This is a genomic window from Vreelandella sedimenti, from assembly GCF_013416325.1.
In the GTDB taxonomy this organism is placed as follows: Bacteria; Pseudomonadota; Gammaproteobacteria; order Pseudomonadales; family Halomonadaceae; genus Vreelandella; species Vreelandella sedimenti.
Genome location: NZ_JACCGK010000007.1, coordinates 75184 through 98504, shown reverse-complemented (window position 1 = coordinate 98504; position 23321 = coordinate 75184). Strand labels below are relative to the sequence as shown.

At 56.7% G+C, this 23321-nt stretch carries 25 protein-coding genes; 13 read left to right on the top strand and 12 right to left on the bottom strand.

What is annotated here, in order from left to right:
* Positions 1–37 precede the first annotated feature (37 nt).
* The 7 genes from ubiD (at position 38) to HZU72_RS09360 (ending at position 5491) form a co-directional block, all read left to right on the top strand.
* The gene (gene ubiD / locus HZU72_RS09385; RefSeq protein ID WP_180091560.1) at positions 38–1528 is read left to right on the top strand and encodes a 4-hydroxy-3-polyprenylbenzoate decarboxylase; all 1491 of its coding nucleotides are present in this window, start codon (positions 38–40) and stop codon (positions 1526–1528) included.
* 41 nt (positions 1529–1569) lie between these two features.
* Positions 1570–2310 (top strand): FAD-binding oxidoreductase, encoded by a 741-nt coding sequence (locus HZU72_RS09380; protein WP_180091559.1) that lies wholly within the window; start codon positions 1570–1572, stop codon positions 2308–2310.
* A 57-nt stretch (positions 2311–2367) separates the two neighbouring features.
* Positions 2368–2496 (top strand): hypothetical protein, encoded by a 129-nt coding sequence (locus tag HZU72_RS23995; protein WP_007111697.1) that lies wholly within the window; start codon positions 2368–2370, stop codon positions 2494–2496.
* Positions 2497–2858: 362 nt separating this feature from the next.
* Positions 2859–3020 (top strand): hypothetical protein, encoded by a 162-nt coding sequence (locus HZU72_RS09375; protein ID WP_180091558.1) that lies wholly within the window; start codon positions 2859–2861, stop codon positions 3018–3020.
* A gap of 2 nt (positions 3021–3022) precedes the next feature.
* Positions 3023–4120 carry a 3-deoxy-7-phosphoheptulonate synthase gene (locus HZU72_RS09370; RefSeq protein ID WP_180091557.1) on the top strand — a complete coding sequence of 366 codons (1098 nt, stop codon included), beginning with the start codon at positions 3023–3025 and terminating at the stop codon, positions 4118–4120.
* An 81-nt stretch (positions 4121–4201) separates the two neighbouring features.
* Complete coding sequence (locus tag HZU72_RS09365; protein ID WP_022520177.1) at positions 4202–4714, top strand: DUF3087 family protein; 513 nt, start codon at positions 4202–4204, stop codon at positions 4712–4714.
* Between the two features lie 45 nt (positions 4715–4759).
* Positions 4760–5491: an MliC family protein gene (locus tag HZU72_RS09360; RefSeq protein ID WP_180091556.1), complete on the top strand. Its 732-nt coding sequence runs from the start codon at positions 4760–4762 to the stop codon at positions 5489–5491.
* Between the two features lie 12 nt (positions 5492–5503).
* Here the strand turns inward: HZU72_RS09360 and HZU72_RS09355 are convergent, their stop codons facing one another.
* Positions 5504–6577 carry a metal-dependent hydrolase gene (locus HZU72_RS09355; RefSeq protein ID WP_180091555.1) on the bottom strand — a complete coding sequence of 358 codons (1074 nt, stop codon included), beginning with the start codon at positions 6575–6577 and terminating at the stop codon, positions 5504–5506.
* A 128-nt stretch (positions 6578–6705) separates the two neighbouring features.
* Between HZU72_RS09355 and gloA the strand changes: the two genes are divergently transcribed.
* Positions 6706–7146, top strand: coding sequence for a lactoylglutathione lyase (gene gloA / locus HZU72_RS09350; RefSeq protein WP_180091554.1), 441 nt, complete (start codon positions 6706–6708; stop codon positions 7144–7146).
* 23 nt (positions 7147–7169) lie between these two features.
* Positions 7170–7625, top strand: a complete 456-nt coding sequence (locus HZU72_RS09345) for an META domain-containing protein (protein WP_235976054.1) — start codon at positions 7170–7172, stop codon at positions 7623–7625.
* A 9-nt stretch (positions 7626–7634) separates the two neighbouring features.
* On the opposite strand, the gene HZU72_RS09340 is transcribed toward HZU72_RS09345, so the two are convergent.
* Both HZU72_RS09340 and HZU72_RS09335 read right to left on the bottom strand, forming a co-directional pair.
* A complete protein-coding gene (locus tag HZU72_RS09340) occupies positions 7635–8774 on the bottom strand; it encodes an FAD-dependent oxidoreductase (protein WP_180091552.1) in 1140 nt (379 codons plus the stop codon).
* Positions 8775–8806: 32 nt separating this feature from the next.
* The gene (locus HZU72_RS09335; RefSeq protein WP_180091551.1) at positions 8807–10201 is read right to left on the bottom strand and encodes a GGDEF domain-containing protein; all 1395 of its coding nucleotides are present in this window, start codon (positions 10199–10201) and stop codon (positions 8807–8809) included.
* Positions 10202–10357: 156 nt separating this feature from the next.
* Between HZU72_RS09335 and HZU72_RS09330 the strand changes: the two genes are divergently transcribed.
* Positions 10358–10753, top strand: a complete 396-nt coding sequence (locus HZU72_RS09330; protein ID WP_286903358.1) for a transcriptional regulator — start codon at positions 10358–10360, stop codon at positions 10751–10753.
* 39 nt (positions 10754–10792) lie between these two features.
* Here the strand turns inward: HZU72_RS09330 and HZU72_RS09325 are convergent, their stop codons facing one another.
* The 7 genes from HZU72_RS09325 to HZU72_RS09295 form a co-directional block, all read right to left on the bottom strand.
* Positions 10793–12955, bottom strand: coding sequence for a dihydrolipoyl dehydrogenase family protein (locus tag HZU72_RS09325; protein WP_180091550.1), 2163 nt, complete (start codon positions 12953–12955; stop codon positions 10793–10795).
* Between the two features lie 84 nt (positions 12956–13039).
* Positions 13040–13654: a TIGR04282 family arsenosugar biosynthesis glycosyltransferase gene (locus HZU72_RS09320; RefSeq protein ID WP_180091549.1), complete on the bottom strand. Its 615-nt coding sequence runs from the start codon at positions 13652–13654 to the stop codon at positions 13040–13042.
* On the bottom strand, positions 13644–14375 hold the full coding sequence (locus HZU72_RS09315) for a TIGR04283 family arsenosugar biosynthesis glycosyltransferase (protein ID WP_180091548.1): 732 nt from the start codon (positions 14373–14375) through the stop codon (positions 13644–13646). Before HZU72_RS09315 ends, HZU72_RS09320 begins: the two co-directional genes overlap by 11 nt.
* Positions 14341–14979, bottom strand: coding sequence for an ATP-binding cassette domain-containing protein (locus HZU72_RS09310; RefSeq protein WP_180091547.1), 639 nt, complete (start codon positions 14977–14979; stop codon positions 14341–14343). Before HZU72_RS09310 ends, HZU72_RS09315 begins: the two co-directional genes overlap by 35 nt.
* A gap of 10 nt (positions 14980–14989) precedes the next feature.
* Positions 14990–16663, bottom strand: a complete 1674-nt coding sequence (locus HZU72_RS09305; RefSeq protein WP_180091546.1) for an ABC transporter permease — start codon at positions 16661–16663, stop codon at positions 14990–14992.
* Positions 16664–16665: 2 nt separating this feature from the next.
* A complete protein-coding gene (locus HZU72_RS09300; RefSeq protein ID WP_180091545.1) occupies positions 16666–17886 on the bottom strand; it encodes an ABC transporter substrate-binding protein in 1221 nt (406 codons plus the stop codon).
* 30 nt (positions 17887–17916) lie between these two features.
* Positions 17917–18960 carry an aminoglycoside phosphotransferase family protein gene (locus HZU72_RS09295; RefSeq protein WP_180091544.1) on the bottom strand — a complete coding sequence of 348 codons (1044 nt, stop codon included), beginning with the start codon at positions 18958–18960 and terminating at the stop codon, positions 17917–17919.
* A 332-nt stretch (positions 18961–19292) separates the two neighbouring features.
* On the opposite strand from HZU72_RS09295, the gene HZU72_RS23800 reads away from it, so the two are divergent.
* Genes HZU72_RS23800 through HZU72_RS09285 form a run of 3 tightly spaced genes read left to right on the top strand, consistent with a single transcriptional unit; the run spans position 19293 to position 20150 of the window.
* Positions 19293–19604, top strand: coding sequence for a PNPOx family protein (locus HZU72_RS23800; RefSeq protein ID WP_235976053.1), 312 nt, complete (start codon positions 19293–19295; stop codon positions 19602–19604).
* The gene (locus HZU72_RS23795; protein WP_235976052.1) at positions 19576–19890 is read left to right on the top strand and encodes a PNPOx family protein; all 315 of its coding nucleotides are present in this window, start codon (positions 19576–19578) and stop codon (positions 19888–19890) included. Before HZU72_RS23800 ends, HZU72_RS23795 begins: the two co-directional genes overlap by 29 nt.
* Before the next feature lie 38 nt (positions 19891–19928).
* A complete protein-coding gene (locus HZU72_RS09285) occupies positions 19929–20150 on the top strand; it encodes a hypothetical protein (RefSeq protein WP_180091543.1) in 222 nt (73 codons plus the stop codon).
* A 253-nt stretch (positions 20151–20403) separates the two neighbouring features.
* On the opposite strand, the gene HZU72_RS09280 is transcribed toward HZU72_RS09285, so the two are convergent.
* Together HZU72_RS09280 and HZU72_RS09275 are read right to left on the bottom strand one after the other, a co-directional pair.
* Entirely contained in the window at positions 20404–21450 is a 1047-nt protein-coding gene (locus HZU72_RS09280) for an extracellular solute-binding protein (protein ID WP_180091542.1), read from the bottom strand.
* 61 nt (positions 21451–21511) lie between these two features.
* Positions 21512–23236, bottom strand: coding sequence for a chloride channel protein (locus HZU72_RS09275; RefSeq protein ID WP_235976051.1), 1725 nt, complete (start codon positions 23234–23236; stop codon positions 21512–21514).
* Between the last annotated feature and the right edge of the window lie 85 nt (positions 23237–23321).

Below are 23321 nucleotides of genomic sequence, written 5' to 3'. Positions count from 1 at the left end.
CGCTAACGCGGCGCATTCGCCAGCCAGGGAGCGTGCCTTGAAGTACAAAGACTTGCGTGAGTTCATCGCGGCGCTTGAAGCCCAGGGTGAACTCAAGCGTATTCATGTCGAAGTCGATCCTTACCTGGAAATCACCGAAATTTGCGACCGCACGCTGCGTGCCGGTGGTCCGGCGTTGCTGTTTGAAAACGTCAAAGGCCACGACATGCCGCTGCTCGGTAACCTGTTTGGCACCCCCAAGCGAGTTGCGCTAGGCATGGGCCAAGACTCGGTAGAAGCGCTCAGAGAAGTGGGCAAGCTGTTGGCGTTTCTCAAAGAGCCTGACCCGCCGAAAGGCTTGAAAGACGCCTGGGACAAGCTGCCGATCTTCAAACAAGTGCTCAGCATGGGGCCGAAAAACGTCAAACATGCGCCGGTACAGGAAGTGGTGTATGAAGACGACGAGGTCGATCTCGGGCTGCTGCCGATTCAGCACTGTTGGCCTGGTGATGCGGGTCCACTGGTCACCTGGCCCCTGGTGATCACCAAGGGGCCGCTCAAGAAGCGACAGAACCTAGGGATTTACCGTCAGCAGAAGATTGGCAAGAACCGCCTGATCATGCGCTGGCTCTCCCATCGTGGCGGCGCGTTGGATTTTCTGGAGTTCCAGAAAGCCCACCCAGGCGAGCCTTTCCCGGTTGCGGTGGCGCTGGGTGCCGACCCGGCGACGATTTTGGGCGCCGTAACCCCTGTGCCGGATTCGCTCTCAGAATATGCCTTTGCTGGTCTACTGCGCGGTTCGCGTACCGAGCTGGTGAAGTGCGGTCATGCGGATCTTGATGTACCCGCGTCCAGCGAGATTATCCTCGAAGGCTTTATCTACCCCGATGACATGGCGGCGGAAGGCCCCTTTGGTGACCACACTGGTTACTACAATGAGGTCGACCACTTCCCGGTATTTACCATTACTCGGATGACCATGCGCCGTGATGCGATCTATCACTCGACCTATACGGGGCGTCCGCCGGATGAACCGGCGATTCTTGGCGTGGCGCTTAACGAAGTCTTTGTGCCCATTCTGTGTAAGCAGTTTCCCGAAATCGTCGACTTCTACCTGCCACCGGAAGGCTGCTCTTACCGTATGGCAGTGGTCACCATGAAGAAGCAGTACCCCGGCCACGCCAAGCGCGTGATGATGGGGGTATGGAGCTTTCTGCGTCAGTTTATGTACACCAAGTTTGTGATTGTGCTGGATGACGACGTGGACGCACGTAATTGGGAAGATGTTATCTGGGCGATCACCACCCGGATGGACCCCGCGCGGGATACAGTGATGGTCGAAAATACCCCCATTGATTATCTCGATTTCGCTTCGCCGGTCTCAGGCCTTGGCTCGAAAATGGGGCTTGATGCCACCAATAAGTGGCCAGGAGAAACTGACCGTGAATGGGGCACCCCGATTGTGATGGATGATGCCGTTAAAGCGCGCGTAGATGAGCGTTGGGAAGCGCTGGGGATTGGCCTGGATTTGCCCCCCTCTCGCCTTTAAATGTGCTGTATCGCTGACCGAATTTGTTAAAAGAGGCTTTCATGAGTGCAAGGACGTTGACTTGCCAAGTCACCGAGGTTGAGAACTTAAGCCCCGATGTGTTTGGCGTGACGCTAACTGGGCGCGCCGAAGCCATGCAGCATGCGCCGGGACAATATTTAGAGCTTAAGCTGGATGACACCACCTGGGTACCGTTTTCGATCGCCAGTGCCGATCGCAGCGATGGTGTTATCGAACTGCATATTCAACACTGGCCAGAGCGGGATAACTCAGCGCGGCTGCGTGAACTGCTGCAGGTAGCCAACCAGCTCACGCTGCGTTTGCCCAGTGGCGAGTGCGTGCTTGATCGCGAAAGCGAAAGGCCACTGCTGCTAATCGCAGCAGGAACCGGTTTCTCCCAGATGAAAGCCATTGTCGAAGCGGTGCTGCATGAACAGCCCGAACGAGAAATTTCGCTGTGGTGGGCTGCCCGCGAACACCGCGACCTCTATTTAGAGCAACTGGCCAGCCAGTGGGCGCAAACACACGACAATGTCTGCTTTCATGCGGTAACCGAATCGCCCTTGGAAGAGCCGTTAGCAGCGGGAGAGCGAATTAGCCATCATCTGGGCCGTATTGATCAGGTGTTGAAAACGACAGATATCACCCCAGAGACCCACGATGTTTATATCTCGGGTTCGCCCAATATGGTGTACGCCTGCCTGGATGTACTCGACACAAAAGGTATAAAGCTTGAGCGGGTGTTTTCGGATGTGTTTGCCTACGCACCCCGTTCTACTTAATATGGCCCCAGCTTTTGACACTCCCCTGATATAGCGTTGATAAAAAAGGAGGCTAACATGGCCCACCACGACGAAAACTTTAAAGACGATTCTGGTTTCCTGTCCATCTTTCTAGGCTTGGTGGTGCTGGTAAGTATGAGCGCGCTGCCCGCTACCATTGGCTGGGTACAAGCTTTTAGCGGTTGAGTGTTGCCATTTGCAGCGCTTGCAGGCAGGATAAAACTAGAACGCCATGGCGGCAGCCCTGCCAAACGATTTACTGGGGCTAGTTATTGCCAACGTAACCAACAGAATCTAACGGAATATGGGCATGCAGCGACCAACCACGCCACATACAGTGTACCCACAACCAGAATTGGTTGGTGGTTTTGCGTTTTATGGGTATTGGTTTAGCTACGGTGTGCCCCTGGCCGACGCCTAACGTCGCGCCACCAGGCACACCACTCGGTTGCCTGCCGCAAGCACAGAAGCCCCGGTCGGTAACCCCGCCGGGGCTTCTGGCGTTTTAGAACTCATTTTTCACTGTTATTTCATCAAGGAGCAGCATCATGATTTATCGCGCACTGACTAACGCTTTCGCGACCAGCTTTGTGGGTTATGGCTATAGCTGGCGATTTAGCGACGCGCGGTCGGTGCTAGCTGCCACCTCCGACCGTGTTCACTTGGGTGGTCACACAGCCATACGATGTCACACGATTGCGGAGAACTAATCATGAATGCGCCTGTCAGCCCTGTTATTAATAAAACTCTTGTAACCACTGCCCATGCTACTTCCCGGCTAACGCCTTCAACACCTGAGCCCAATGCAAAGCGGCTGCCTACCCCCGCCGAACTCAGACAACGTATCTCGTTAGGCGGCCCGCTAAGTGAGCAAATTGCCCGCCAGCGCCACGCCGTACAGCAAATTTTGAGTGGTCACGATGACCGGCTGCTCGTTGTCGTTGGCCCTTGCTCCGTTCACGACCCAGATGCAGCGCTGGAATACGCCGACCGCCTGGCTGCGCTAAGCGAAGAGATCAGTGAACGTATTTTGCCGGTCATGCGTGTCTACGTTGAAAAGCCGCGCACCACTGTGGGCTGGAAAGGGCTGGCCTACGACCCCGACTTGGATGGCAGCGGTGATATGCCACGTGGTTTAGCGCTCTCTCGTGAACTGATGCATGCCGTAGCCACTCGCGGCTTGCCGGTGGCTACCGAGCTTTTACAACCGATGCTGGCGCCCTACGTAGACGATTTACTAAGCTGGGTAGCGATTGGTGCACGAACCACCGAATCGCAACTGCACCGTGAGCTGGCCAGTGATTTGTCAGCGGCGGTGGGGTTCAAAAATGCCACCAGTGGCGATGTACAAGTGGCTATCGATGCCATGAGTGCGGCGGCCCATCCGCACCAGCGTTTCGCGGTAGACCCGCAAGGCTACCCGGTCGTCCAGCAAACTGCAGGCAACCTGCACACCCACGTAGTGTTACGTGGCGGGCACGGTGAGCCTAACTATCAGGCACAACACGTACGTGCGGCAACCATCGCGCTGCGTAATGCCGGGCAAAACCCACGGCTAATGGTGGATTGCAGCCATGCCAATGCGCGTAAAGATCATCGCCGCCAGAGTGAAGTGATGCTGGATGTATTGGCGCAGCGTCAGGCAGGCGAAGCCAACCTGGTCGCGCTGATGCTGGAAAGCCACCTGTTCGAAGGCAAGCAGCCGCTCAAACCTGGCGCCATGCGCTACGGCGTATCGGTCACCGACGCCTGCGTGGGCTGGGAAACGACCGAGCACTTACTCAAAACGGCCGCGGAGCGTTTGGCGTAATTGCATTTGTAAAACGCTATTACTTGTTTGCCCTGGCCAGCCCCGTATCATAGGGCGTTTGCAGCGATAATGAGGCTGGCCATGGTATTTACCCTAGAACATCACGACCCCGAGACCTACCGCCGCAAAGCCCGCATGATTAGCTTTGCCATGGCGGGGCAACTGATTATTTTCGGCCTCCTGTTCTCAATGCTCCTTACCTCCACCTTTGGCAGCAGCCTATGGCTCAATGCCCTAGGTGTGCTACTTGGGCTATTGGCCACCAGCGCGCTATTTGCCGTGCTGCGTGAGCGCCCATGGATGACGGAGGTGCGCTATGTCTGGCAACTCAAGCATCACCTGTCGCAAGTCAGTGGCTATCTTTCGCAACTGCGCAAAGCGGTGGAAGAGAGCAACCGCACGGCGCTGGATCTGCTCACTTTCTATCACCAGGGCATGGCGCAGTTGGCGGAGCTTAACGGGCGCACTACCGATGACGACGCCGAACGGCTAGCGGAAAAAATGCAGGTTAAAATCAAACGCGAAGAGCTGGGGTTGCCCCCGCAGGTGGAAAGTATCGATACGCACGATCTGCAGGCGTTCAAACGTGGCTAAGAAGTTCAGCAAACAATAGAATTAGTTATACAGGGAGCATGACGTATGAATACGTTAAAAGCATGGGGTAGAGCCATCGCCGCAGTCGGTGTGATGGTGGTGCTCGGGGGGTGTGCAGCCACGCCCTCCACAGAAACTAAAGCCGCTAACCAAGCAACGCTGGATAACCGGGCACCCTTTCTGCCCTCGGCGCTTTTTCCCGGCACTGCGCAGCGTTTTGATGCGTGGCACTGCGAACCCGCTCAGCAGCACTTAGTGGCTGCCACCAATGCCAACGATTTGCGCCTATGGTCGCTGCACGGCGCATGGCGGCTGCCCCAAGCCGTCGTGGCCAGCGGTGCCCGCTACCAAGATGGTGAGATCAGCTTCTGGAACCGGGGTGACGAGGCGCTAGTGGAAACGCCACGAGGGCAGTTGCAGTGCTCGTTGGCCAAGCAGCGTGACGCCTTAACCCGAGCTGAAAAGCCCGGCGTGATGTTCTTTGGTCAGGGTAACGAACCGGGCTGGACGGTTGCGTTAGCAAATGACACGCCGACACTGACGATGGAAACGAACTATGGGGAAGAGCGTCTCCAGCTACCTTATATGGTTAGTGTGATGGACAATGAAGCTGGTCGAGTCGTGATTGAAAACGCTGACGTGGAGCCCTTTTTCCGCGTGCGTATCGATGCTGGGGCCTGTTTCGATAATATGAGCGGCAAGCCGTTTCCCGCTCGCGTTACGCTGACCTATGGCGGGGAGCAATATAGTGGCTGTGGCCAAGGTATTGCTCCCTAATAAAACGCTAGCTTAGCAACGATAGACAAAACGTTCGTCGGCCCGCCATTCATGCGTCATAAAATCGCTGGCGCACAGGGCCGAGGTGTTGCCTGCGGCTCGAGCGGCGAGGCGCGATAGCGTTTGCATCTGAATACCGCGGGTACTCTCCAGCTGTTCGCTTACCGCAAGCGGTACCCAGTGTTCTTCCTCTAACGTTGCCAGGGTAAAGCTAAACGGATGGAAGCCTGGGAAGCCGAGCCGAATATCGGTGGCGATCAGCGTCTCTTTTCCCTCTAGCAGTCGCGTTTCATAGCGTAAAAAAGAACCCGCAAACCACATTAAACGCTCTCCCTGTTGGCTGGCCAGGGCGAACGCCTCTAGCCCAGCGTTACGAATTAATGGTTCGAAACGCGGTTTACGGTCGCCGTCAAACACACTAATCAGGCTTTCATGATAGCGCTCCCCGTCGATCACCGTGGCGCGCCATAGCACAATGTTAAACGGCGTTGGCTGTATCAGTAGCGGAGCCTCTTCAAGACCCTGTTCTACCAGGGCTGGGGCAAGACGTTGCTCTACCACTAATTTCGCACCCGCTGCCATCATTAGGTAAACACTCGTGATGGCCAGTCCCCATATGCAGGCTTTACGTACCCGCTGAGAGACCAAGGCGACGCCCAAGGTAAATAGCAGCGGCAGTGTATAGAGCGGATCGATAATAAAAATAATCGGCCACACGGTGGGAGCGAGATCAAGAGGCCAAAGCAACTGGGTGCCGTAAGTGGTTAGTGCATCAAGCAGAGGATGGGTAATCAGAATAAGCCCAAAAAAGCACCACCAGCGAGGTAGGCTAATATCTTTTGCAGGAGCAAATCGTGTGCATAGCAGCGCCAACAGGGTGGCTAACCCTGTTAGTACAAAAAGCGAATGGCTAAAACCGCGATGCTCGGTGACATTAGCCACAGCATCGCCATAATCCAGCGCTACATCAAAATCGGGCAGGGTGCCGAGTACGGCGCCGATAAGGATGGCCTTACGGCCAAGGCGTCGGCCCAGTACTGCCCCGCCAATGGCTGCGCCAAGCGCGGCTTGAGTGACTGAATCCACAGGTTTCTCCGACGGGTAAACCCAGCTAAGATAAACGGTATTATTTAATTATACAGCGTTGCAGCGATTTATTTCTGTTGTCACGTTTTTGTAAAGTATGACCAAGGCCGTTTTTAACAGGAGTCGATATGCAATATCTACATACCATGGTGCGTGTTAATGACCTGGATGCTTCGCTGCATTTTTACTGCGATCTGCTGGGTCTTAAAGAAGTTCGCCGAAAAGAGAACGAGAAAGGACGCTTCACGCTGGTGTTTCTGGCTGCACCAGAAGATGAGCCACGCTCAGAGCGGCTGACGGCTCCGGAGCTTGAGCTGACGTATAACTGGGATCCCGAAGAGTACACCGGCGGGCGTAATTTCGGCCACCTAGCCTATCGGGTGGATGACATTTATGCGCTCTGCCAACACCTTCAGGACAACGGCGTGACGATTAACCGCCCACCCCGTGATGGCCATATGGCGTTTGTTAAATCACCGGATGGAATCTCTGTGGAGCTGCTGCAAAAAGGCGATGCCCTGGCGCCACAAGAGCCATGGGCTTCTATGGAAAACACCGGTAGCTGGTAACAATGACAAAAGGAACGATCACCATGAAAGGTTGGCGCTTGTTACCACTACTGGCTTCCGCTGCGCTACTGTTAAGTGCTTGTAGCAGTTCGCCAGGGCCAAGTTCTATACCACAAGGGGGCGCTAACGATGCCTCGCTTGAGGGCGCTATTGTTGAGCAGCGTTGGAACCTACTGTTGGTGGGGACTGATGAGCGGCTCTCTATGCCGGAAACGCCATTTTTCGAGATTTCACAAGAGGGCAAAGTTAGCGGTTACGACGGCTGTAATCGCTTTAGTGGTGAAGCAACACTCGGTGAGAACCAGCGCATTGAGTTTAGCCCGTTAGCCACCACCCGCATGGCGTGCCCGCAAATGGGCGATGCCAAGCGGGTCACGGATATGCTGGAGACCGCCTATCGGTATTTGATTGACCATGATCGATTGGTCTTCTTTGGCCCGGATAGTCGGGTGCTAGGCGGCTGGCGCGAAGGTAACTGATTCAGCCAGTTAGCCTTCAAAAGGCGGATTGAAGCGGGCGATAAAGCGCGCATCAATCCGCTTTTTCCATTGCCATACCCACTTGCCGGATACCCCAAAGCCTCCGCGGCTGGCAATCGCGCGGCCGTCGCCAGTGCCAATGAGTGCCAACACCCGTTTGGGTGGCTGCCAGGGGAGTAACGGTTCGCCTTGGCAGGCACGGCGAAGGTTATCCGCTAAGTATGGCCCCATGCGCACCGCATAAACCCCTGCGTTGGGTAGCGCTGGGGTAAACGCTGCACAGTCGCCAGCGGCAAAGATATTCGGCTGGTCGCTAACCTTCAGCGAATGGTTTACGCGGATAAAACCGTGTTGATCTAATGGCAGATCAGTCCCCGCCAGCCAAGGGTGGCCGACAGCCCCCGTTGCCCACAGGACGATGTCCGCATCGATGCGTTTACCGTTCTGGGTGGTTACTCCGCCTTCCATCAGCGTATCGCCGCGTTGTTCAACGTGAACGGTAATCCCTGCCTGTGACAGCGCGCGTCGCATTAGCCAGCGTGGCACGTGCCCGGCATCGGGCAATAGAGCGTTAGACGCGCTGAGCAAATGCCCCTGCCAATCAATATCCGGGCGCTGCTTGCTCAACTGGGCCAGTACGCTCATCAGTGTTTCACAGCCCGCAGCGCCTCCGCCAACGCCCACTACCCGTTGGGCGCCGCCGCTGGGTAAATGGCTAATGTCATTTTGCAGTGCCTGCCAGCGCTGGTGCAGACTACTCAGTGGGCGCATGGCGAGTAGCTTGGGGAGGTTCTCCCCATGCTGCTGAGGAGAGGTCAGGGTCGAGCCGATGTTGACGGAGGCCATGTCAAAATTAACGCGCTCGCCATTTGCCAGCGCTACGTAACGCTCCTGGGTGTTGATCGTACTCGCTGTGGAAAGAATTAGCCGAGCATTGGCTCTTTGGCACAATGCCTCCACGTCGATCTGTGTCTCGCGCAGCGTACACTCCCCCGCTAGCCATGCGGGTACGCTGCCGGAGTAAGCTGCTAAAGGACTATCACTCACCACGGTAATCGCGATGCTTGGTTCAGGCTGTTTGGCAAAGGCTTCGAGTACAAAGGCGTGGGCATGGCCCGCACCCATGAGTAATAATTGCTGCATGGACATCGCCTATAGAAGAAGCAAGGTGCTGTTGGGGATTAACAGACAAAGACTTGGTTTTTACCCGCCAATTTAGCCAGATACATGCCTTGATCCGCCCGCTCAAATAGCTGGCGGGGGCGGTCGCCGGGCTGGGCAAGGGTCAGGCCGATACTGATTGTTAATTGGCCAGCGATGTCGAAGGTGTGTTGCTCCACGTTGCGGCAGAGCCGGTTAGCCAGCTTTAGACTGGCATCTTGGTCAAGCCCCTTGGATATGATGACGAACTCTTCGCCTCCCCAACGCCCAAAGTGATCCTCATGTCTCAACGTTTCCTGCACTAACTGGGTCATATTACGCAAGATATCATCGCCGGTTGCATGCCCATAGGTATCGTTAATATTTTTAAAATCATCAATATCAAACATCAACATGGCAAAACTGACTGACGAATTGATCCAATCCTCAATCACCAGCTCTGTATAGTAGCGGTTCCAGCATTTTGTTAAGGGGTCGGTGTGGGCTAAACCCTCAAGGCGTTGATTGGTTTTGGTTAACTGGCGGTTGAGATGAACGACCTCCTGGGCCGTTATGGCCACGGCTAAATCGTCGGCCAGCTCAATCATCATGGAGGCTTCCTGCGGCATCCAATAACTCAAGACGTCTTGAAGCGTCGTATCAGCAACCAGAGCGGGGAGTAGCGGCTGTTGGCGAAATAGTAGCAACCAACCCAAGGAGGCATTGGCGACGCTTAGCGGGGCCGCTAAACCTCCTTGGCAACTGCCATTCAGCTCGGCGATTTCGTCACGGGCATTGTGTTGATTCAACTGCTGTAAATGATGAAATAACTGGTGCTTCGAGGGACACTCGCCAAAGCAGTGAAGGTCGCCCTGATAAGCCAGCGCGATGCCTTCGGCCTGAAAAATATCGCACCAGCTAGCGCCATGATGCTGCAAAATATCATCAATGGAAGTCAGTTTTTTAATATCTCTGGACAGCAATCTGCGGCGAGACTTTAAACCTGATTGGCGAGTGACCATACGCTCTGCTTTTAACAAGCGTAAGCGTTGGGATGCAAGATCGACGAGTAGCTGGATCCACTTGCCAGGCCCAGCGTGAACCGCAGGTGGATGCCCAATATACCCCCACACTTCATGTTCGCCCTTTAGTTCATACAGTTGCAGCTCTGAGGCGGCTAGATCGTCGTAACAATGAATAGCGAGCAGCGCGCGGTGAGAGGCGAGGGTACTTTCCAACGGATAGTAGTACGCCAAACGAAGGTTTCCTGTGCTTAAGCGGCGATAAAGTGCCACTGGTTGACCCTGTGTAAGCGCATGCAGCGTTTTGGCCAGCAGTTCAAAAAGCTCGAGAGGGGTTGCTGAGCCGCATAGTAGCGCCAGCTTATGACACAGATCGTCGAGATTTTGCACCGATGGAGATAGTGTGCCACTCATTCTGAATGACTCCTCAAGCGCCGCATCTTAGCGCTTAACATAGCAACTCGCCTAAGCGAAAACTCGAAATTGAATTAATGATTCAATCAAAAGGTGAACCGTTATTCAACTGTTATTGAACAATCGCTTCACATTGGCGGCATGAATGAAAAGATCATGTTCGCCGAGCGTCTAAAAGCGGCACTGGAAGCAGCGGGGTACGAAGCGCGGCCGTCAGTGCTTGAGCGGGAATTTAATCTGCGCTATTGGGGAAAGCCGATCACGTTTCAGGCCGTTAGGCGTTGGCTGCGTGGTGATTCGATCCCCAGTCAGGATAAGCTCCAGGTTTTGGCTCGCTGGCTGTTTGTCGACCCACACCACTTGCGCTACGGCGCTAGCACCGCTCATACCGTCAGCGAACCTTCCGCAAGTTGGGACGTTTCGCCCACCAGTGAAGAGCGCCAATTGCTGGCTCTCTACCGGGAGCTTCCCGCTGCCCAGCGTAAAGTAGTGCGCGAAATTATTGAAACATTCGCCAAAGTGCACCCGCCTGCTAACGGGCGAAACGATTAGGCGTACTTCTTGTCCCTAATTATATTTCAACGTGGTGCGCTAGGAATCAATTGTTTTAGCTGACTTGTCACCGCGTCGCCAATTGAAGTAGTGCTTCAATAGTGCCAGCACTCGTTCGGGCTTGTGGGCGTTTTTCCATACCCCCGCAGTGGCCTTGGCCGCTTCGCCTAGCGTGGGGTAGGGGTGAATGGTGCCCAGCAGCTTATTGAGGCCCAGACCGTGCTTCATGGCGAGAGTAAATTCGCTCAGCCATTCACCGGCGTTTTCCGCCACGATGGTTGCACCGAGAATCTTGTCTCTGCCGGGCACGGTAAGCACTTTGATAAAGCCTTGAGTGGCGCCTTCGGCGATGGCGCGGTCGCTTTCGCCCATGGCGTAGCGGGTAACTTCAAAGGCAATGCCCTGTGCGTTAGCCTCTTTTTCGTTTAATCCCAACCTTGCCACTTCCGGCTGTACATAGGTGACGGCGGGCATATAGCGGTAATCCACCGCAAAGCTTTTCAGCTCGCCGAACAGGGCATTGGCGGCCGCGTGCCACGCCTGGTGAGCAGCAGCGTGGGTAAGCTGATAGGGCCCTGCCAAATCACCGCAGGCCCAGATATTGGGTAGGCGGGTTTGCAGGCGCTCGTTAAGTTCAAGGGTGCCCGCTTTTGTGGTGGTGATACCTAGCGCTTCTAACCCTAAGTCCTCCACGTTGGCTTGGCGACCAGCACTCACCAGCAGGTAGTCAAACGCTAGCAGCTTGCGATCGCCGTCATGCTCCACCACTAGCTGATAGCCGCTATCATCGTTGAGAACTTCCAGCGCCTTGGCATCGGTCATTACAATTACGCCCTCGCCCGCCAGGGTACTTTCGACTAGCTCACCGACCTCTGGATCTTCACGGCCCAGCAGTTGAGAAACGCCTTCCACCAGGGTGACCTGGCTACCCAGGCGGGCAAAACTTTGGCTCAGCTCGCAGCCAATGGCGCCGCCGCCCAGCACCACTAAACGCTTGGGCAGTTCAGTAAGCGACCAGAGGTTCTCGGAAGTTAAAACGGGGGCGATTTCAATACCCGGCAGCGACGGCACCCGGGGCCGTGCGCCGGTGGCCAGCACGATATGCCGTGCGGTCAGCGTTTTATCACCCACCTGTATTTCCCAGGGCGAGATCAGCCTGGCGTGCTCTTGGTACACCTCAACGCCCAAGCCGTTATAGCGCTCTATACTGTCGTGGGGTTCGATATCGCTAATCGCCTGATGCACATGGCCCATCACCTTGGCAAAGTCGACCTGCGGCTCGCTGGCAGTCACTCCGAACCGGTGTGCGGTGCGAATCTCATGGGCGGCGCGGGCGGCACGAATTAACGCTTTAGACGGGACGCAGCCGGTATTCAGGCAGTCGCCGCCCATCTTGTGTTTTTCCACCAACGCCACTTTGGCGTTCACGGCGCTGGCGATGTAGCTGGTAACCAGCCCCGCTGAACCGCCGCCGATCACCACAATATCGTAGTCAAAGCCTGCTGGCCGGGTAAAACCTTTATAAGCTTTGCGCTTCTGCACCAGTTGTACAATGCGTCGAGCTATCCAGGGGAAGATGGCCAGCAGTAAAAACGAGGCGATAAGCGTCGGTGAAAGAATATCCCCAAGGCTCTCTAGCTCGCCCAGCTGCCCACCCGCATTCACATAGATGGCGGTGCCGGGCAGCATCGCGAGCTGGCTTACCCAATAAAAAGTGACGGTTTTTATGCGCGTTAGACCCATGACCAGATTGATCATAAAGAACGGAAATACCGGCACTAAACGCATGGTAAATAGATAAAGAGCGCCATCGCGCTCCACGCCGCGATTCACCGAGGCAAACTGGCGTGGAAAGCGCTTTTCGATAGGGCCACGGAAAAGAAACCGTGAAAGTAGAAAGGCCAGCGTGGCCCCCATGGTGCTGGCGAAGGAGATAATCAGCAGACCCCAGCCGAGCCCAAATAGCGCACCGCCAAGTAAGGTCATCAGCGTGGCGCCCGGCAGTGAGAGCGCCGTTATCACCACATAAACAGCAAAAAAGATCCCCGCTACCTGCCAAGGATTTTGATTAAAGGCCGTTTGGAAGTCGCTTTGGTATGCTTTGATGGTTTCCAGGGTGAACCATTGATGGGCACCGCTAATGAAAAACATGCCAATGGATGTGATCAGTAGCGCTGCAATAATTAAACGTTGTCGGGTCACAATAAAAACTCCAGCGCTAATAAGGGAAGTATCGGTTGTCACTGAGTGAGGAGAGCGCCCGTTTCCTTACACTGAAACGGCTAATTAGAGATTCTCTAGCTCCTTCCAGCGCTGCCAGTCTTCAGGACGATCCACGTCCCAAATAGTCGCCGGGTAGGCGACCTGGAGGCCTAATGCTTCAATGCGCTGCTGCGTGGTGGTCAGCACGCTTTGGGTACCCCAGGGGATATCTTCAAACAACGCAGGGTAGTCTTGCCGGGTGCCCACAAAGCCGTAGCCGCCATCTTCGGCGGGTAACATCACCACCTCAAAGCTGGCTAGCTGTTGTGCGCAGGTGGTGATTAGTGCGCTGGTGATGCTTGGGCAATCACTGCCCATTAGCATGGCGGGCCCTGGAGTACTGTTCAGGGCATGGCGAACCCTTGCGCCTAAGTCACCACCCTCTGGCTGGGCGCTTAGCGTCACACCAAACGCCTCGCGAAGCTCGATAAACAGCGGGTGGGCGTGATCAAGCGCTGTCCATAGTGTGACATTGGCGGCAGGCAGCGCTTTGCAGGCATTAGCGACGCAGTGGCGTACCAGCTCCGCGTGGGCGTTGGCAGCACCTTCCAAACCGAGTAGGGGCGACAGGCGCGTTTTAGCTTGCCCCGCCAGCGGCGCTTTGGCTAGCAGGTGCAGGTGGGGCGTTTCAGCGGGCATCGCGATACTCCTTGGCGAGTTGGGTTGCGCTAACGCCGCGCCAGTAGCGGTAGCGCAGTCGCCACATCAGGCGGATCGTTTTCCAAGCGCCGACCTCATCCCAGCGCCTGCCCGAGCTTACCACTTTCGCCTTCAAACAGGCGGGCCGAGACACCCGTTTGAGCCGTTTAGATAGCTCAATGTCTTCCATCAGTGGCTGTTCGGGAAAACCACCGGTTGCTTTGAAAGTGCTCGCGCGCATAAACATGCCCTGGTCGCCGGTGGCGATGCCGGTGAGCCGTGAGCGTTGGTTCATCATCCAGCTCACCACAGGTAGCCAGCCGCTGCGGCCTGCAAGCTCAATATCAAAGCGTCCCCAGGCGTGGCCGTTAAGCGCTTGGGTGATCTGCTCAACAGCGTTCGTGGGCAATTGAGTATCCGCGTGCAGGAACAGCAGTGCGGGCGCAGTGGCATGCTGAGCGCCCAGGTTCATTTGCAATGCTCGTCCGGCTGGACTACTGAGCACTCGATCTGCTAGTGGTTTGGCAATGTGAGCGCTGGCATCACCACTCCCTCCATCCACGACAATGATCTCAACGGGTATCGCAGTGCGCTGGTCGCGCATTGTTTGCAGCGGCGTTAGTGACGCCTCAATCCCCGCGGCCTCGTTAAGCACCGGTATCACGATGCTCAGCCGAGGTGGTTGTTCAGCCGAGCTCAATAACCGGCCCTCCTGCTGCATTGGCGTCCTCGTGGTCGTGGGTGACCAGGAGCGCAGGCAGGCCTGCTTCGCGCAGTTGGCTAAATACCAGTGTGCGCATCTCCTGGCGCAGCGCAGTATCCAGCTTGGAAAACGGCTCGTCCAGTAGCACCGCTCGCGGCTTGGAGAGCAGCAAGCGCATCAACGCCACGCGTGATTGTTGGCCGCCGGAAAGGGTGGCGGGGTCGCGGGACTCAAAGCCTGCTAGCCCAACCTGTTCAAGTGCCTGAGTAACCTGCTGGCGCTTGTCTTTTAGATGGCGAGGCAGTCCGAAGCACAAGTTGCCGCTCACGCTTAAGTGCGGAAATAGCAGCGGATCCTGAAACAGAAGTCCGATGTTGCGCTGTTCGGCGGGAAGGTTGAGCAAATTGCGCTCACCGAGCCATACGCCGCCGCTGGGGGTGAATTCGCGATCAAGAAAGCCTGCAATATACGCCAATAAGGTGGATTTTCCCGACCCCGAGGGCCCCATTACCGTGAGTACTTCACCGGGAGTAATAGTGGCATCCACTGCCAGTAACTCACGGCCTGCCAGGACGATACTAATTTGTTCAAGACGTAGCGGCGCGCAAAAAGAAGCTGTCACATTGTCCCTCTTAAGTAGCTAAATCACGGCGGTGGGTACCCAATAAACGGGGCAGCCCCAGCGCAAGCATAAAGCCAATCAACGGCAGGCTCGCCTGCACTAATGCCCAGACGCCGATTAAACGTCGATTACTGCCAGAGGCCAGCGCGACTGCCTCGGTCGTCACGGTGGTCACGCGGCCCGCACCGAGTAACTGGGTGGGTAAGTATTGGCCAATACTCACCGCCAAGCCTACGGCAAACGCCGTTAACAGCGGCGCGAGCAACAGCGGCAGGCGAACCCGCCAAAAAGCGGCACTGCGTGACACCCCCAGTGAACGCGCTACCTTTAGCCAACGCGGATCCAATCGGCGATAGGTTTCAGCCAAGGAGAGGTATACATAGGGCAGTACAAACAGTAGATGACCAGCGATAACCAAACCAAGCTGAGGGCGAATACCCAGGCTTTCCGCCGCTACGATGAGCCCAAATAGGAACGCAATTTGCGGCACCAGTAGGGGCAAATAGAGTAACCATAACGCGCGCTTGGGTTGAATGTGCTGACGGTGTTCATTTTCCAGCGTTGCTAGCACTAGCGCCGTGGCCAAGGTGGTAGAAATAAGTCCAATCAATGCCGTATTGACGAGTGGCGTGACCAGCATAGAGCCGCTGCGTTGCCAGTGATTCAGCGTTAGCATCTGCGGCAACACTTCTGGAAAGCGCCAAAAACCGGCCAGTGAAAATAGCCCCAACCCAACCAAGGCCGTCAGTGTTGTGATACTCGAAAACAGTAATGCCGAGCGGCCAACGACGCGCAGGATGATTTCGCCGCGCTGGCGGTTGCCATTGATCAGCCAGCGTCGCGTCAATATGCGGATCAGTTGTTCTAGCAGCCACCAGCACAGCAGTGCAGCGACAGTGACGCCCAGTTGCAGTACTGCCGCCGCCGAGGCCATAAAACGCTGGCTGATATCCGGGTCGTTGAACCAACTCAAGATAGATACGCTCAGCGTGGGCGGCAGCTTCGGGCCAAGAATCAGCGCCATATCGACGACCGAAGTGGCATAGGCGATCACTGCATAAACCGGCAGGCGAATCAGTGGGTAGAGCGAGGGAAGCACCGTTTTTAACCAGCCAATGGTGGGCGAGTAACCTAGCGACCTCGCCAGCATCAAGCGCTTCTCCGGCGCTAACTGCGGGAGTGCCGCCAGGCTCATCAGTAGCAGAAACGGCACTTCTTTTAGCACCAGGCCCGCCGTTAGGGAAAGCCCCCACGGATCGTTGATTATCAGCGTGTCCAAGGGGCGCTCCCAGCCCGTTAGCGACGGCGATATTAGTCGCGCCACCAACCCCGAAGGGGCAATCAAAAAGGCAAACCCAAAGGCGATAGCAGCGTGAGGGATGGCGAGCAACGGTGATACCAACCGTCGTATGCCACGATCTAACCAGGTGCCCCGACTGGCGGCCAAAAACAGCACTACAATCACCAGCGCTACGGCTGCGCTGACTAACCCGCTGGCAAAGCTAACCGCCACCGAACGTCCTAGCCCCGGCTGGGTAAAGAGCATTTGCCAGGGAGCTAAACTAGCGCCATAGCCGCCTAGCGCTGGCAAGTAGCCAAACGCAGGCAGCACCACCATTATAAGACCCGCCCCAACGGGGAGTACTAGCAGGGCAATGATGAGTGCCGGGGCCAGTCGTAGCATCGTTAGTTAACGCCGTAACGCTCAAGCCAGGCATTTTGCAGGGCGGTCATCCAACTGGGGTGTGGTTCGGGTAGGGTGTTAGACAGCGCGTCCGCCGGTAACTCTGAAGGGTGACGATCTCCCCGCTCAAACAGCGTTTGGGTCTCAGCGTCTAGCTGATCGATATCCAGCACGCTGCGGTCTCCCCACATCGCTAGCGACTGCTTTTGCGCCTGAGCTTCCGGTGAAAGCAGGAAATTGGCGAGCACCATGGCCCCGGCTTTATGCGGCGAGTTATAGGGGATCGCCACAAAGTGAACGTTACCCAAAGTGCCGCCTTCCAGCACGTAGCTGCGCACGCTTTCGGGCAGCTCATACTCCATGACTGCCACGGCGGCATCAGTGGGGTAGAACGAAAACGCCAAACTTAGCTCGCCGTCGCTCATCAGCGTGCGCAGGTTGGGGCCAGAATCGGGAAAGGTGCGACCACTGCGCCACAGGTGCGGGTGCAGCGCATCTAAATAGGCCCACAGAGGTTCTGTGATGGCCTCAAAATCGCTTTCTGAAACTGGCTGGTAAAGCGCCTCCTCCTGATCGGTGAGCTCGATCAGCGCCTGCTTTAAAAAGGTGCTGCCGGTGAAGTCGGGAATACGCGGATAGCTGAACTGGCCGGGATTGGCTTTGGCCCAGGCGAGTAGTGGCTGCATATTCTGAGGTGGTGTCTCGGTTTGAGCGCTGTCGTAAAAAAAAGTGATCTGCGCCTTACCCCAAGGCGATTCATAGCCTTCTGTAGGTAGCGTGAAATCGGTCACCACCTCAGGGTTAGCGGTGGCATTGGTAAGCGCAAAATGGGGCAGCGATTCAGCGAATGGGCCAAACAGCAGGTCGCTTTCGCGCATCGCAGCGAAGTTCTCGCCGTTTATCCAAATGAGGTCGATACTGCCATCGTCGTTATTGCCCGCCTGTTTTTCCGCCAATACCCGCGCCACTGCACTGCCCGTATCGTCCAGTTTTACGTGTTCCACATCGACACCGTAATGCGCCTGCATCTGCTTCGCCACCCAGTCGATATAACGATTGGTACGCGTATCACCGCCCCAGGCATTCCAATAAACGGTTTGGCCTTCGGCTTCTGCCACGACGCTTTGCCAATCACTAGGGGCAGGGTTTGCCATGACCGGTAAAGAGAAAGCCAGCATCGTCACGGCAATCGTAGCACCCAGGGAGTTGCGTATATTCGGCATCGCACACCTCATATCAGTAGGAGAAAAACGTTATAGGGTGGCTTGCAAGCACTGAAGCTCGCTATGAACGTGATCAATCGTCGGCAGCGAGAGGTAGTGTTCAACGCGGTCACGTACGTGATCGATTACTGCCGGGGCGGTGAGTTCTGCGGACCAGTCTTCGCCACGTTGCAGGGCATCCTTGGTATTCAAATGCTGGGCACGCCATTTGGCACACCAGGTCAGCGACCAGAGCCAGGTAGCGCGGCGACAGGCAACCAGGGTGTCGGTATCGGGCGACTTATCCATGTTGGCTTGCCAGCGGCGATAAAAGCTAATCACGTCACTTAGCGATAGCACCGCTTGGCTGCTTATGTCCCAGGTGGTCGAGGTGTAGAGGCTGGTGTGGGCGAGGTCGATACCCGGCAGGCCGTAGCGGCACTTCTCTAAATCCACCAACACTGCACGGCCATCGTCACGAATTAAGAAGTTGCCAGGGTGGGTGTCAAAGCTAATCAGTGTCGGCGTGGCATCGCGTAGTCGTGGCGGGAGCAGATCCAGCTCCTGCTTAATTCGCTGAGTGACTTTGCTCGAAAGTTGCGCATCGCTCAGCCAGTTAGCCTGCTGGCGCACTTCATCCACCATCGCTTGCCACGGGTCTTCAGGGGCAAGCAGCGGTGCCCGCTGCGCGACACTGGGTAGCGGTTGGCTATGCAAGCTGGCTAGAGCATCCGCGATGGCAGGCAGGTCTTCCGGCAACTTGGCCAAGCGGCCACGGATAGCCTCGACCAACAGGCCTCCCCGGGGCAATGCCTCGCTCGGTGGCAGGGTGTCATAAAGTTTCGGCGTGTGCCCACCAGGGCTAGAACGCTGGTAACAGGCGGTCTGATAGGCAAGGTTCTCTTCAGGCGGCAGGTTCATCTGACTCTGCTTCGGCAGTCGCGCCACCCAGTCATTGCCTTCGCTGCGATGAATCCACACATGATCATGGGCCAGCCCGGTATCCGCCATCGGCGTAAGCTCATGGTATGCAGTCCCGGCCCGCTTTAATTCGGTTGCCAGCGCCTGTAAACGCGCTTCGGTTGGTGTCGGCATAGAGCAGTCCGTGTCGTTGCTGAATCAGCGATGCCACTTAGTGGCCGTTCTTGTACCAACCTTACACGTTTCGTAAGAAAATGTGGTTAAAGTGGGGTGTAAGGGGGCCAATATGTCATGCGCTAGCGCTGCATAGATATTATGAGTCATAACTAATAAGTTAATTATCTTCGGAGTATTTTCTGCTAGCGTTGTGATTAAGTAGATTTTGTGGGATTAGAGCGGGCATTGTCGGGATCGCTTACCGTTAACAGCCATCGCCATTTACGCGTGAGCAATAGCTGTTGCCTGTTTCATTATTATTGAGTCGGCAGTTTTTGTATTGAGGGATCATGATTCGCACCACCGAAGAGCTATACCAGCTATATCCTGAGCCAAAGGAGAGAGCGCTGAAGAAGCAGCTATCGCGACTTGACCGGCACTGTCAGCGATTTATCGAGCTTTCTCCCTTTGTGGTCATCGCCACTGGAAACGCGTCGGGCTTTGATGCGTCGCCACGTGGAGGAGAGTCAGGTTTCATCAAGGTGGTTGATGACCTTACTTTGGTGATTCCAGATTCTCCAGGTAATAACCGATTGGATTCACTTAAAAATTGTCGAGAGCGGTCGGGCTGGATTGCTGTTTTTAATCCCTGGGGTCGATGAGACACTACGCATAAATGGTGCGGCGCATGTCTCGGTGGATGAGGAAAAGCTGCAGCTTTTTGCATCAGAGAAGCGAGCACCAAAAGTGGTTATTGAGGTGACGGTTGAGGAGGCTTACCTTCACTGCGCTAAAGCCTTTATGCGCTCCAAACTTTGGGCAGATGAGAGCCGTCGCGAGCGTTCCGTATTGCCGACGATGGGGCAGATGATTCACGAGCAAATAGGTCGTAGCTGCTCTCCCGAGAGACAGGAAGAGATGCTTGCGCGTTACGCACAGGATCTTTAGCACCTCAGGGCCCCTCATCATGTAGGAAGATCTCGATCATGAGTGACGTAAAGAGCAGAGTATTAACCCCGCTAGATTGGCAGCTTTATCAGTTGGCGCGGTTGAACTCTCTTGAGGATGCGCCTGACTCTTTTGGCTCAACTTACGAGCAGGAAGTAACGCTCTCAGACACTGAGTGGCAGACACGCTTGGATCTGAAATTGCGAGGCCTGGACGCTCTGCTATTAATTGCTGAGTTGGAGGACCAAGCGGTTGGGTAATACGCAATAACACTCAGTCTGAGCGAACCGAAATAGTAGCCGACAGCTTCAAATTCAAAAATATCGAATTTAAAAGAGCATTTCTGTTAGCCCAATGCTCTCAGTACAGCCTTTGGTTCCTTGGCAACGATATGCAGTAATGCCAGCGCTGGGCCATGGGGAGTGCGATCACCTCGTTCCCAATGTCGTAGTACGGTTATCAGCATTGCCACGTTAACTGTAACCGCTCATTTTTTGAAACCGCACTGCGCATTCATTTTTGTGTCGTCAGGGCTTCACGAAACAGGGTCTCGCGAAAGAGGGCCTCAATGCGTTCCTGGGTACGGGCATACCAAGTCTCGTCCTTGGTCACCGCACCCTGGGCGTTGATGGGGTGGGTGGGAATATGCAGGCGCATGTCCAGGCCACTGTCGCGGTGGGTGGTGACCTGCATAGCAGCAGAGCGTCGCGCTGGACCATAGGGGATATGTCGGGCCAGCTCCACTTGGCGCTCGCTGGTAGTGGCGAAACGAATAAACGTTTGGGCTGCCTCGGGGTTCGAGGCACCGCGGGGGATCGCCCAGGTCTCATGTTCCTGGAGCTGGCCGTCCCAGAGGATCTCAATGGGCAGGTCGCGCTCCACCATGGCAGCGAAGAAGCGGCCATTGTAGCCGGAAGCCATGACCACCTGGCCCTCCTCTAGCAGGCGCACCGGGGTTTCGCCAGCCTCCCACCAGTGGATATTGTCGATGCTTTGCAGCCGGGCGAAGGCCAAGTCCAGGCCGCGGCGGGTACTGAGCAGACGGTAGAGTTCTTCCCGTGGTACCCGGTAGGAGAGCAGCGCCCACTCCAGATTAGCCGCGGGGGTGCGCTGTAAGGCCCGGGGGCCAGGGAAACGCTGTTGATCGAAGAGATCGGCGATGCGAGTGGGGCGCTCCCCGGGGAAAGCATCACGGCGATAGGCCACGACGGTAGCAAAGATCGAATGGCTGATAAAACAGCGCCCCAGGGCGCCAGGAAAGAAGTCTTGGGATGCCGGAGTGCCGTCCGGCGCTGGGGCGGCTAGCTCGGGGGGTAGCGGTTCCAGTAGCCCCTCTTCGCAGGCTGCCATGGCCTCGCTGCGGGTCATATCGAGTACGTCCCAGGGGACATCGTTCTCCGCCACGGCCTGGCGGAGTTCCGTCAGGCCGCCGTTATAGTTGTCCACTGCCACCGGTACATCATGGGCCTCGGTGAAGGGTGTGAAGAGGGCACGGCGCTGGGCGTGCTCGTAGGCACCGCCCCAGCTCAATACCGTCAGAGAGTCGGCAGCGTCGGGCACTTACGCCCTGATGGGGGTTGCCAGGACGAGCAGCCCGGCCAGAAGTCCTGGGATCAATCGTCTAGCCAGCACCGTGTTCCTCCCGTCGTAGGGCGTCGCTGTGATACAAGAAGGCTCGAGCAATGCTCGACTCATAGGCCACCCCCAAGAAGCGCCGTTCGTCATCCACGACGGCGATGGCCTCGCCAGTGACCTTTTGTAGCTGCTGCATTGCCTCCCAAAGTGAGGCGTGCGGATCTAGCACTGGGCGGGGTGTTTCGGGACAGTCGGCCAGGGTTGTGGCCTCGCTGCCTTCGCGGAAGCTCTCCAGGCTCGCCAACGTCACGCAGCCTTGGTAACGCCCTCGGCCGTCTACCCGATAAGCTTCGCCATGGCCCGCTTGACTAAGGCGTGAGATGGCCGCTTTCAGTGGGGTCGCGGGGGCCAAGGTGACGGCATCATGGCTAATCAACTCGGTCAACCGCGTCTCCTGGAGCACGGCGCGACTGCGGCCAGCGGAGAGATCCAAGCCACGGCGGGCTAATTGAATATCGAATAGCGAGCGGCCGAACAGTTGGGCGGCCAGCGGATTGGCTAGCGTGACGCTGGCCAGGGCGGCGGTGGTCAACGCATAACTGCCGGTGAGTTCAAAGACGATCAGCAGGGTGGTAAGAGGCGCGCCGAGGACCGGTGCGGTGACCGCGACCATGCCGCACACCGCATAGAAGATAAACGTCTCCTGGCCACCGCCCAGCTCCGCTACCAGGGTGCCGGCTAGGGCGCCGAAGAGGGTGCCGATCACCAGCGCTGGGCTGAAGACACCACCAGCAAAGCCCAGCCCCAGGCACAAAGCGGTCGCGGCCAGCTTTAGTAGCAGTACCATCAGCAGCTCGCCGCCGCTATAGGCCCCGGGCAAGGTGGCGAAGCGCAGGGTTTCTTGGCCCATGCCGAGAATATCGGGTACCCAAAGAGCCGTTAGGCCGAGCAAAGCCCCGGCTAGTGCGGGATGAAGGCTGGTGGGCAGTGGTAGCCGCCTGGCCAGCTGGCCCATGGCAAGAATGGCATGCATATAGCCTCCAGCCACCAAGGCGCCTAGGCCACCCAAGGCTAGGAAAAGGGCGAATTCCCAAGGTTGAGGCACGCCAGGCTCAGTGATATGGAACAGCGTCCCCTGAGCAAGCAACTGAGTGGCCAGCACATAGCCGACGATGGCGGCGGCAGCCACTGGCGCGAAGGCGCGCAGGGCATAGTGGCGTAGCACGACTTCGTGGGCGAAGACAATGCCCGCCAGTGGTGCATTGAAGGCCGCAGCGATGGCTGCCGCTACCCCGCAAGCGATAGTGATATTGTCCTCTGATCGCCCCAGGCGCAGCAAGCGTGTAATCAGCGAGCCGAGAGTCGCGCCGAGGTGTACCAGGGGGCCGTACTGACCCACCGAGGCGCCTGCGCCTAACGACACCAAACCGCTTAACGCTGAGAGAGCACCAGCCTTGGCGGGTAGGCGACCTCGGCGGGTCTGGACGGCAGCGATGGCGTCGGCAGGTGTATGGGGGCGGCCCCCAGGCAGGCCGCGGTGCAGTTGACCAACGAGCAGCCCCCCAAGGGTTGGCACCAGCAGGGTAGCCAGGATCACCAGAGTGGTGTCTGCAGCCATCATCTGGCCTCGGGGGGAGATCAACAGCAGGTCGTTGAGCCATACCACCGCATTAACGAAGCCTACGGCGGCCAGAGCCGCCACCCCTCCAACGCCACTGCCCAAAAGCACCAAACCAAGGAAGCGCAACACCGCCAGGGGGTGTCGGGTCAAAACGCTGTCTGTGCTGGGGGAGTCCATTTACCCGTTATAGGCGCTATCCGATCAGCGGGCAAGCATGCCGTCAGCGTTGCCTGGC

Excerpts from the sequence above, each read along its gene's own strand:
- HZU72_RS09380 (WP_180091559.1), top strand. The coding sequence starts at position 1,570 with ATGAGTGCAAGGACGTTGACTTGCCAAGTCACCGAGGTTGAGAACTTA.
- HZU72_RS23995 (WP_007111697.1), top strand. The coding sequence starts at position 2,368 with ATGGCCCACCACGACGAAAACTTTAAAGACGATTCTGGTTTCCTGTCC.
- HZU72_RS09375 (WP_180091558.1), top strand. The coding sequence starts at position 2,859 with ATGATTTATCGCGCACTGACTAACGCTTTCGCGACCAGCTTTGTGGGT.
- HZU72_RS09370 (WP_180091557.1), top strand. The coding sequence starts at position 3,023 with ATGAATGCGCCTGTCAGCCCTGTTATTAATAAAACTCTTGTAACCACT.
- HZU72_RS09365 (WP_022520177.1), top strand. The coding sequence starts at position 4,202 with ATGGTATTTACCCTAGAACATCACGACCCCGAGACCTACCGCCGCAAA.
- HZU72_RS09360 (WP_180091556.1), top strand. The coding sequence starts at position 4,760 with ATGAATACGTTAAAAGCATGGGGTAGAGCCATCGCCGCAGTCGGTGTG.
- gloA (WP_180091554.1), top strand. The coding sequence starts at position 6,706 with ATGCAATATCTACATACCATGGTGCGTGTTAATGACCTGGATGCTTCG.
- HZU72_RS09345 (WP_235976054.1), top strand. The coding sequence starts at position 7,170 with ATGAAAGGTTGGCGCTTGTTACCACTACTGGCTTCCGCTGCGCTACTG.
- HZU72_RS09340 (WP_180091552.1), bottom strand. The coding sequence starts at position 8,774 with ATGTCCATGCAGCAATTATTACTCATGGGTGCGGGCCATGCCCACGCC.
- HZU72_RS09335 (WP_180091551.1), bottom strand. The coding sequence starts at position 10,201 with ATGAGTGGCACACTATCTCCATCGGTGCAAAATCTCGACGATCTGTGT.
- HZU72_RS09330 (WP_286903358.1), top strand. The coding sequence starts at position 10,358 with ATGTTCGCCGAGCGTCTAAAAGCGGCACTGGAAGCAGCGGGGTACGAA.
- HZU72_RS09320 (WP_180091549.1), bottom strand. The coding sequence starts at position 13,654 with ATGCCCGCTGAAACGCCCCACCTGCACCTGCTAGCCAAAGCGCCGCTG.
- HZU72_RS09315 (WP_180091548.1), bottom strand. The coding sequence starts at position 14,375 with ATGCAGCAGGAGGGCCGGTTATTGAGCTCGGCTGAACAACCACCTCGG.
- HZU72_RS09305 (WP_180091546.1), bottom strand. The coding sequence starts at position 16,663 with ATGCTACGACTGGCCCCGGCACTCATCATTGCCCTGCTAGTACTCCCC.
- HZU72_RS09300 (WP_180091545.1), bottom strand. The coding sequence starts at position 17,886 with ATGCCGAATATACGCAACTCCCTGGGTGCTACGATTGCCGTGACGATG.
- HZU72_RS09295 (WP_180091544.1), bottom strand. The coding sequence starts at position 18,960 with ATGCCGACACCAACCGAAGCGCGTTTACAGGCGCTGGCAACCGAATTA.
- HZU72_RS23800 (WP_235976053.1), top strand. The coding sequence starts at position 19,293 with ATGATTCGCACCACCGAAGAGCTATACCAGCTATATCCTGAGCCAAAG.
- HZU72_RS09285 (WP_180091543.1), top strand. The coding sequence starts at position 19,929 with ATGAGTGACGTAAAGAGCAGAGTATTAACCCCGCTAGATTGGCAGCTT.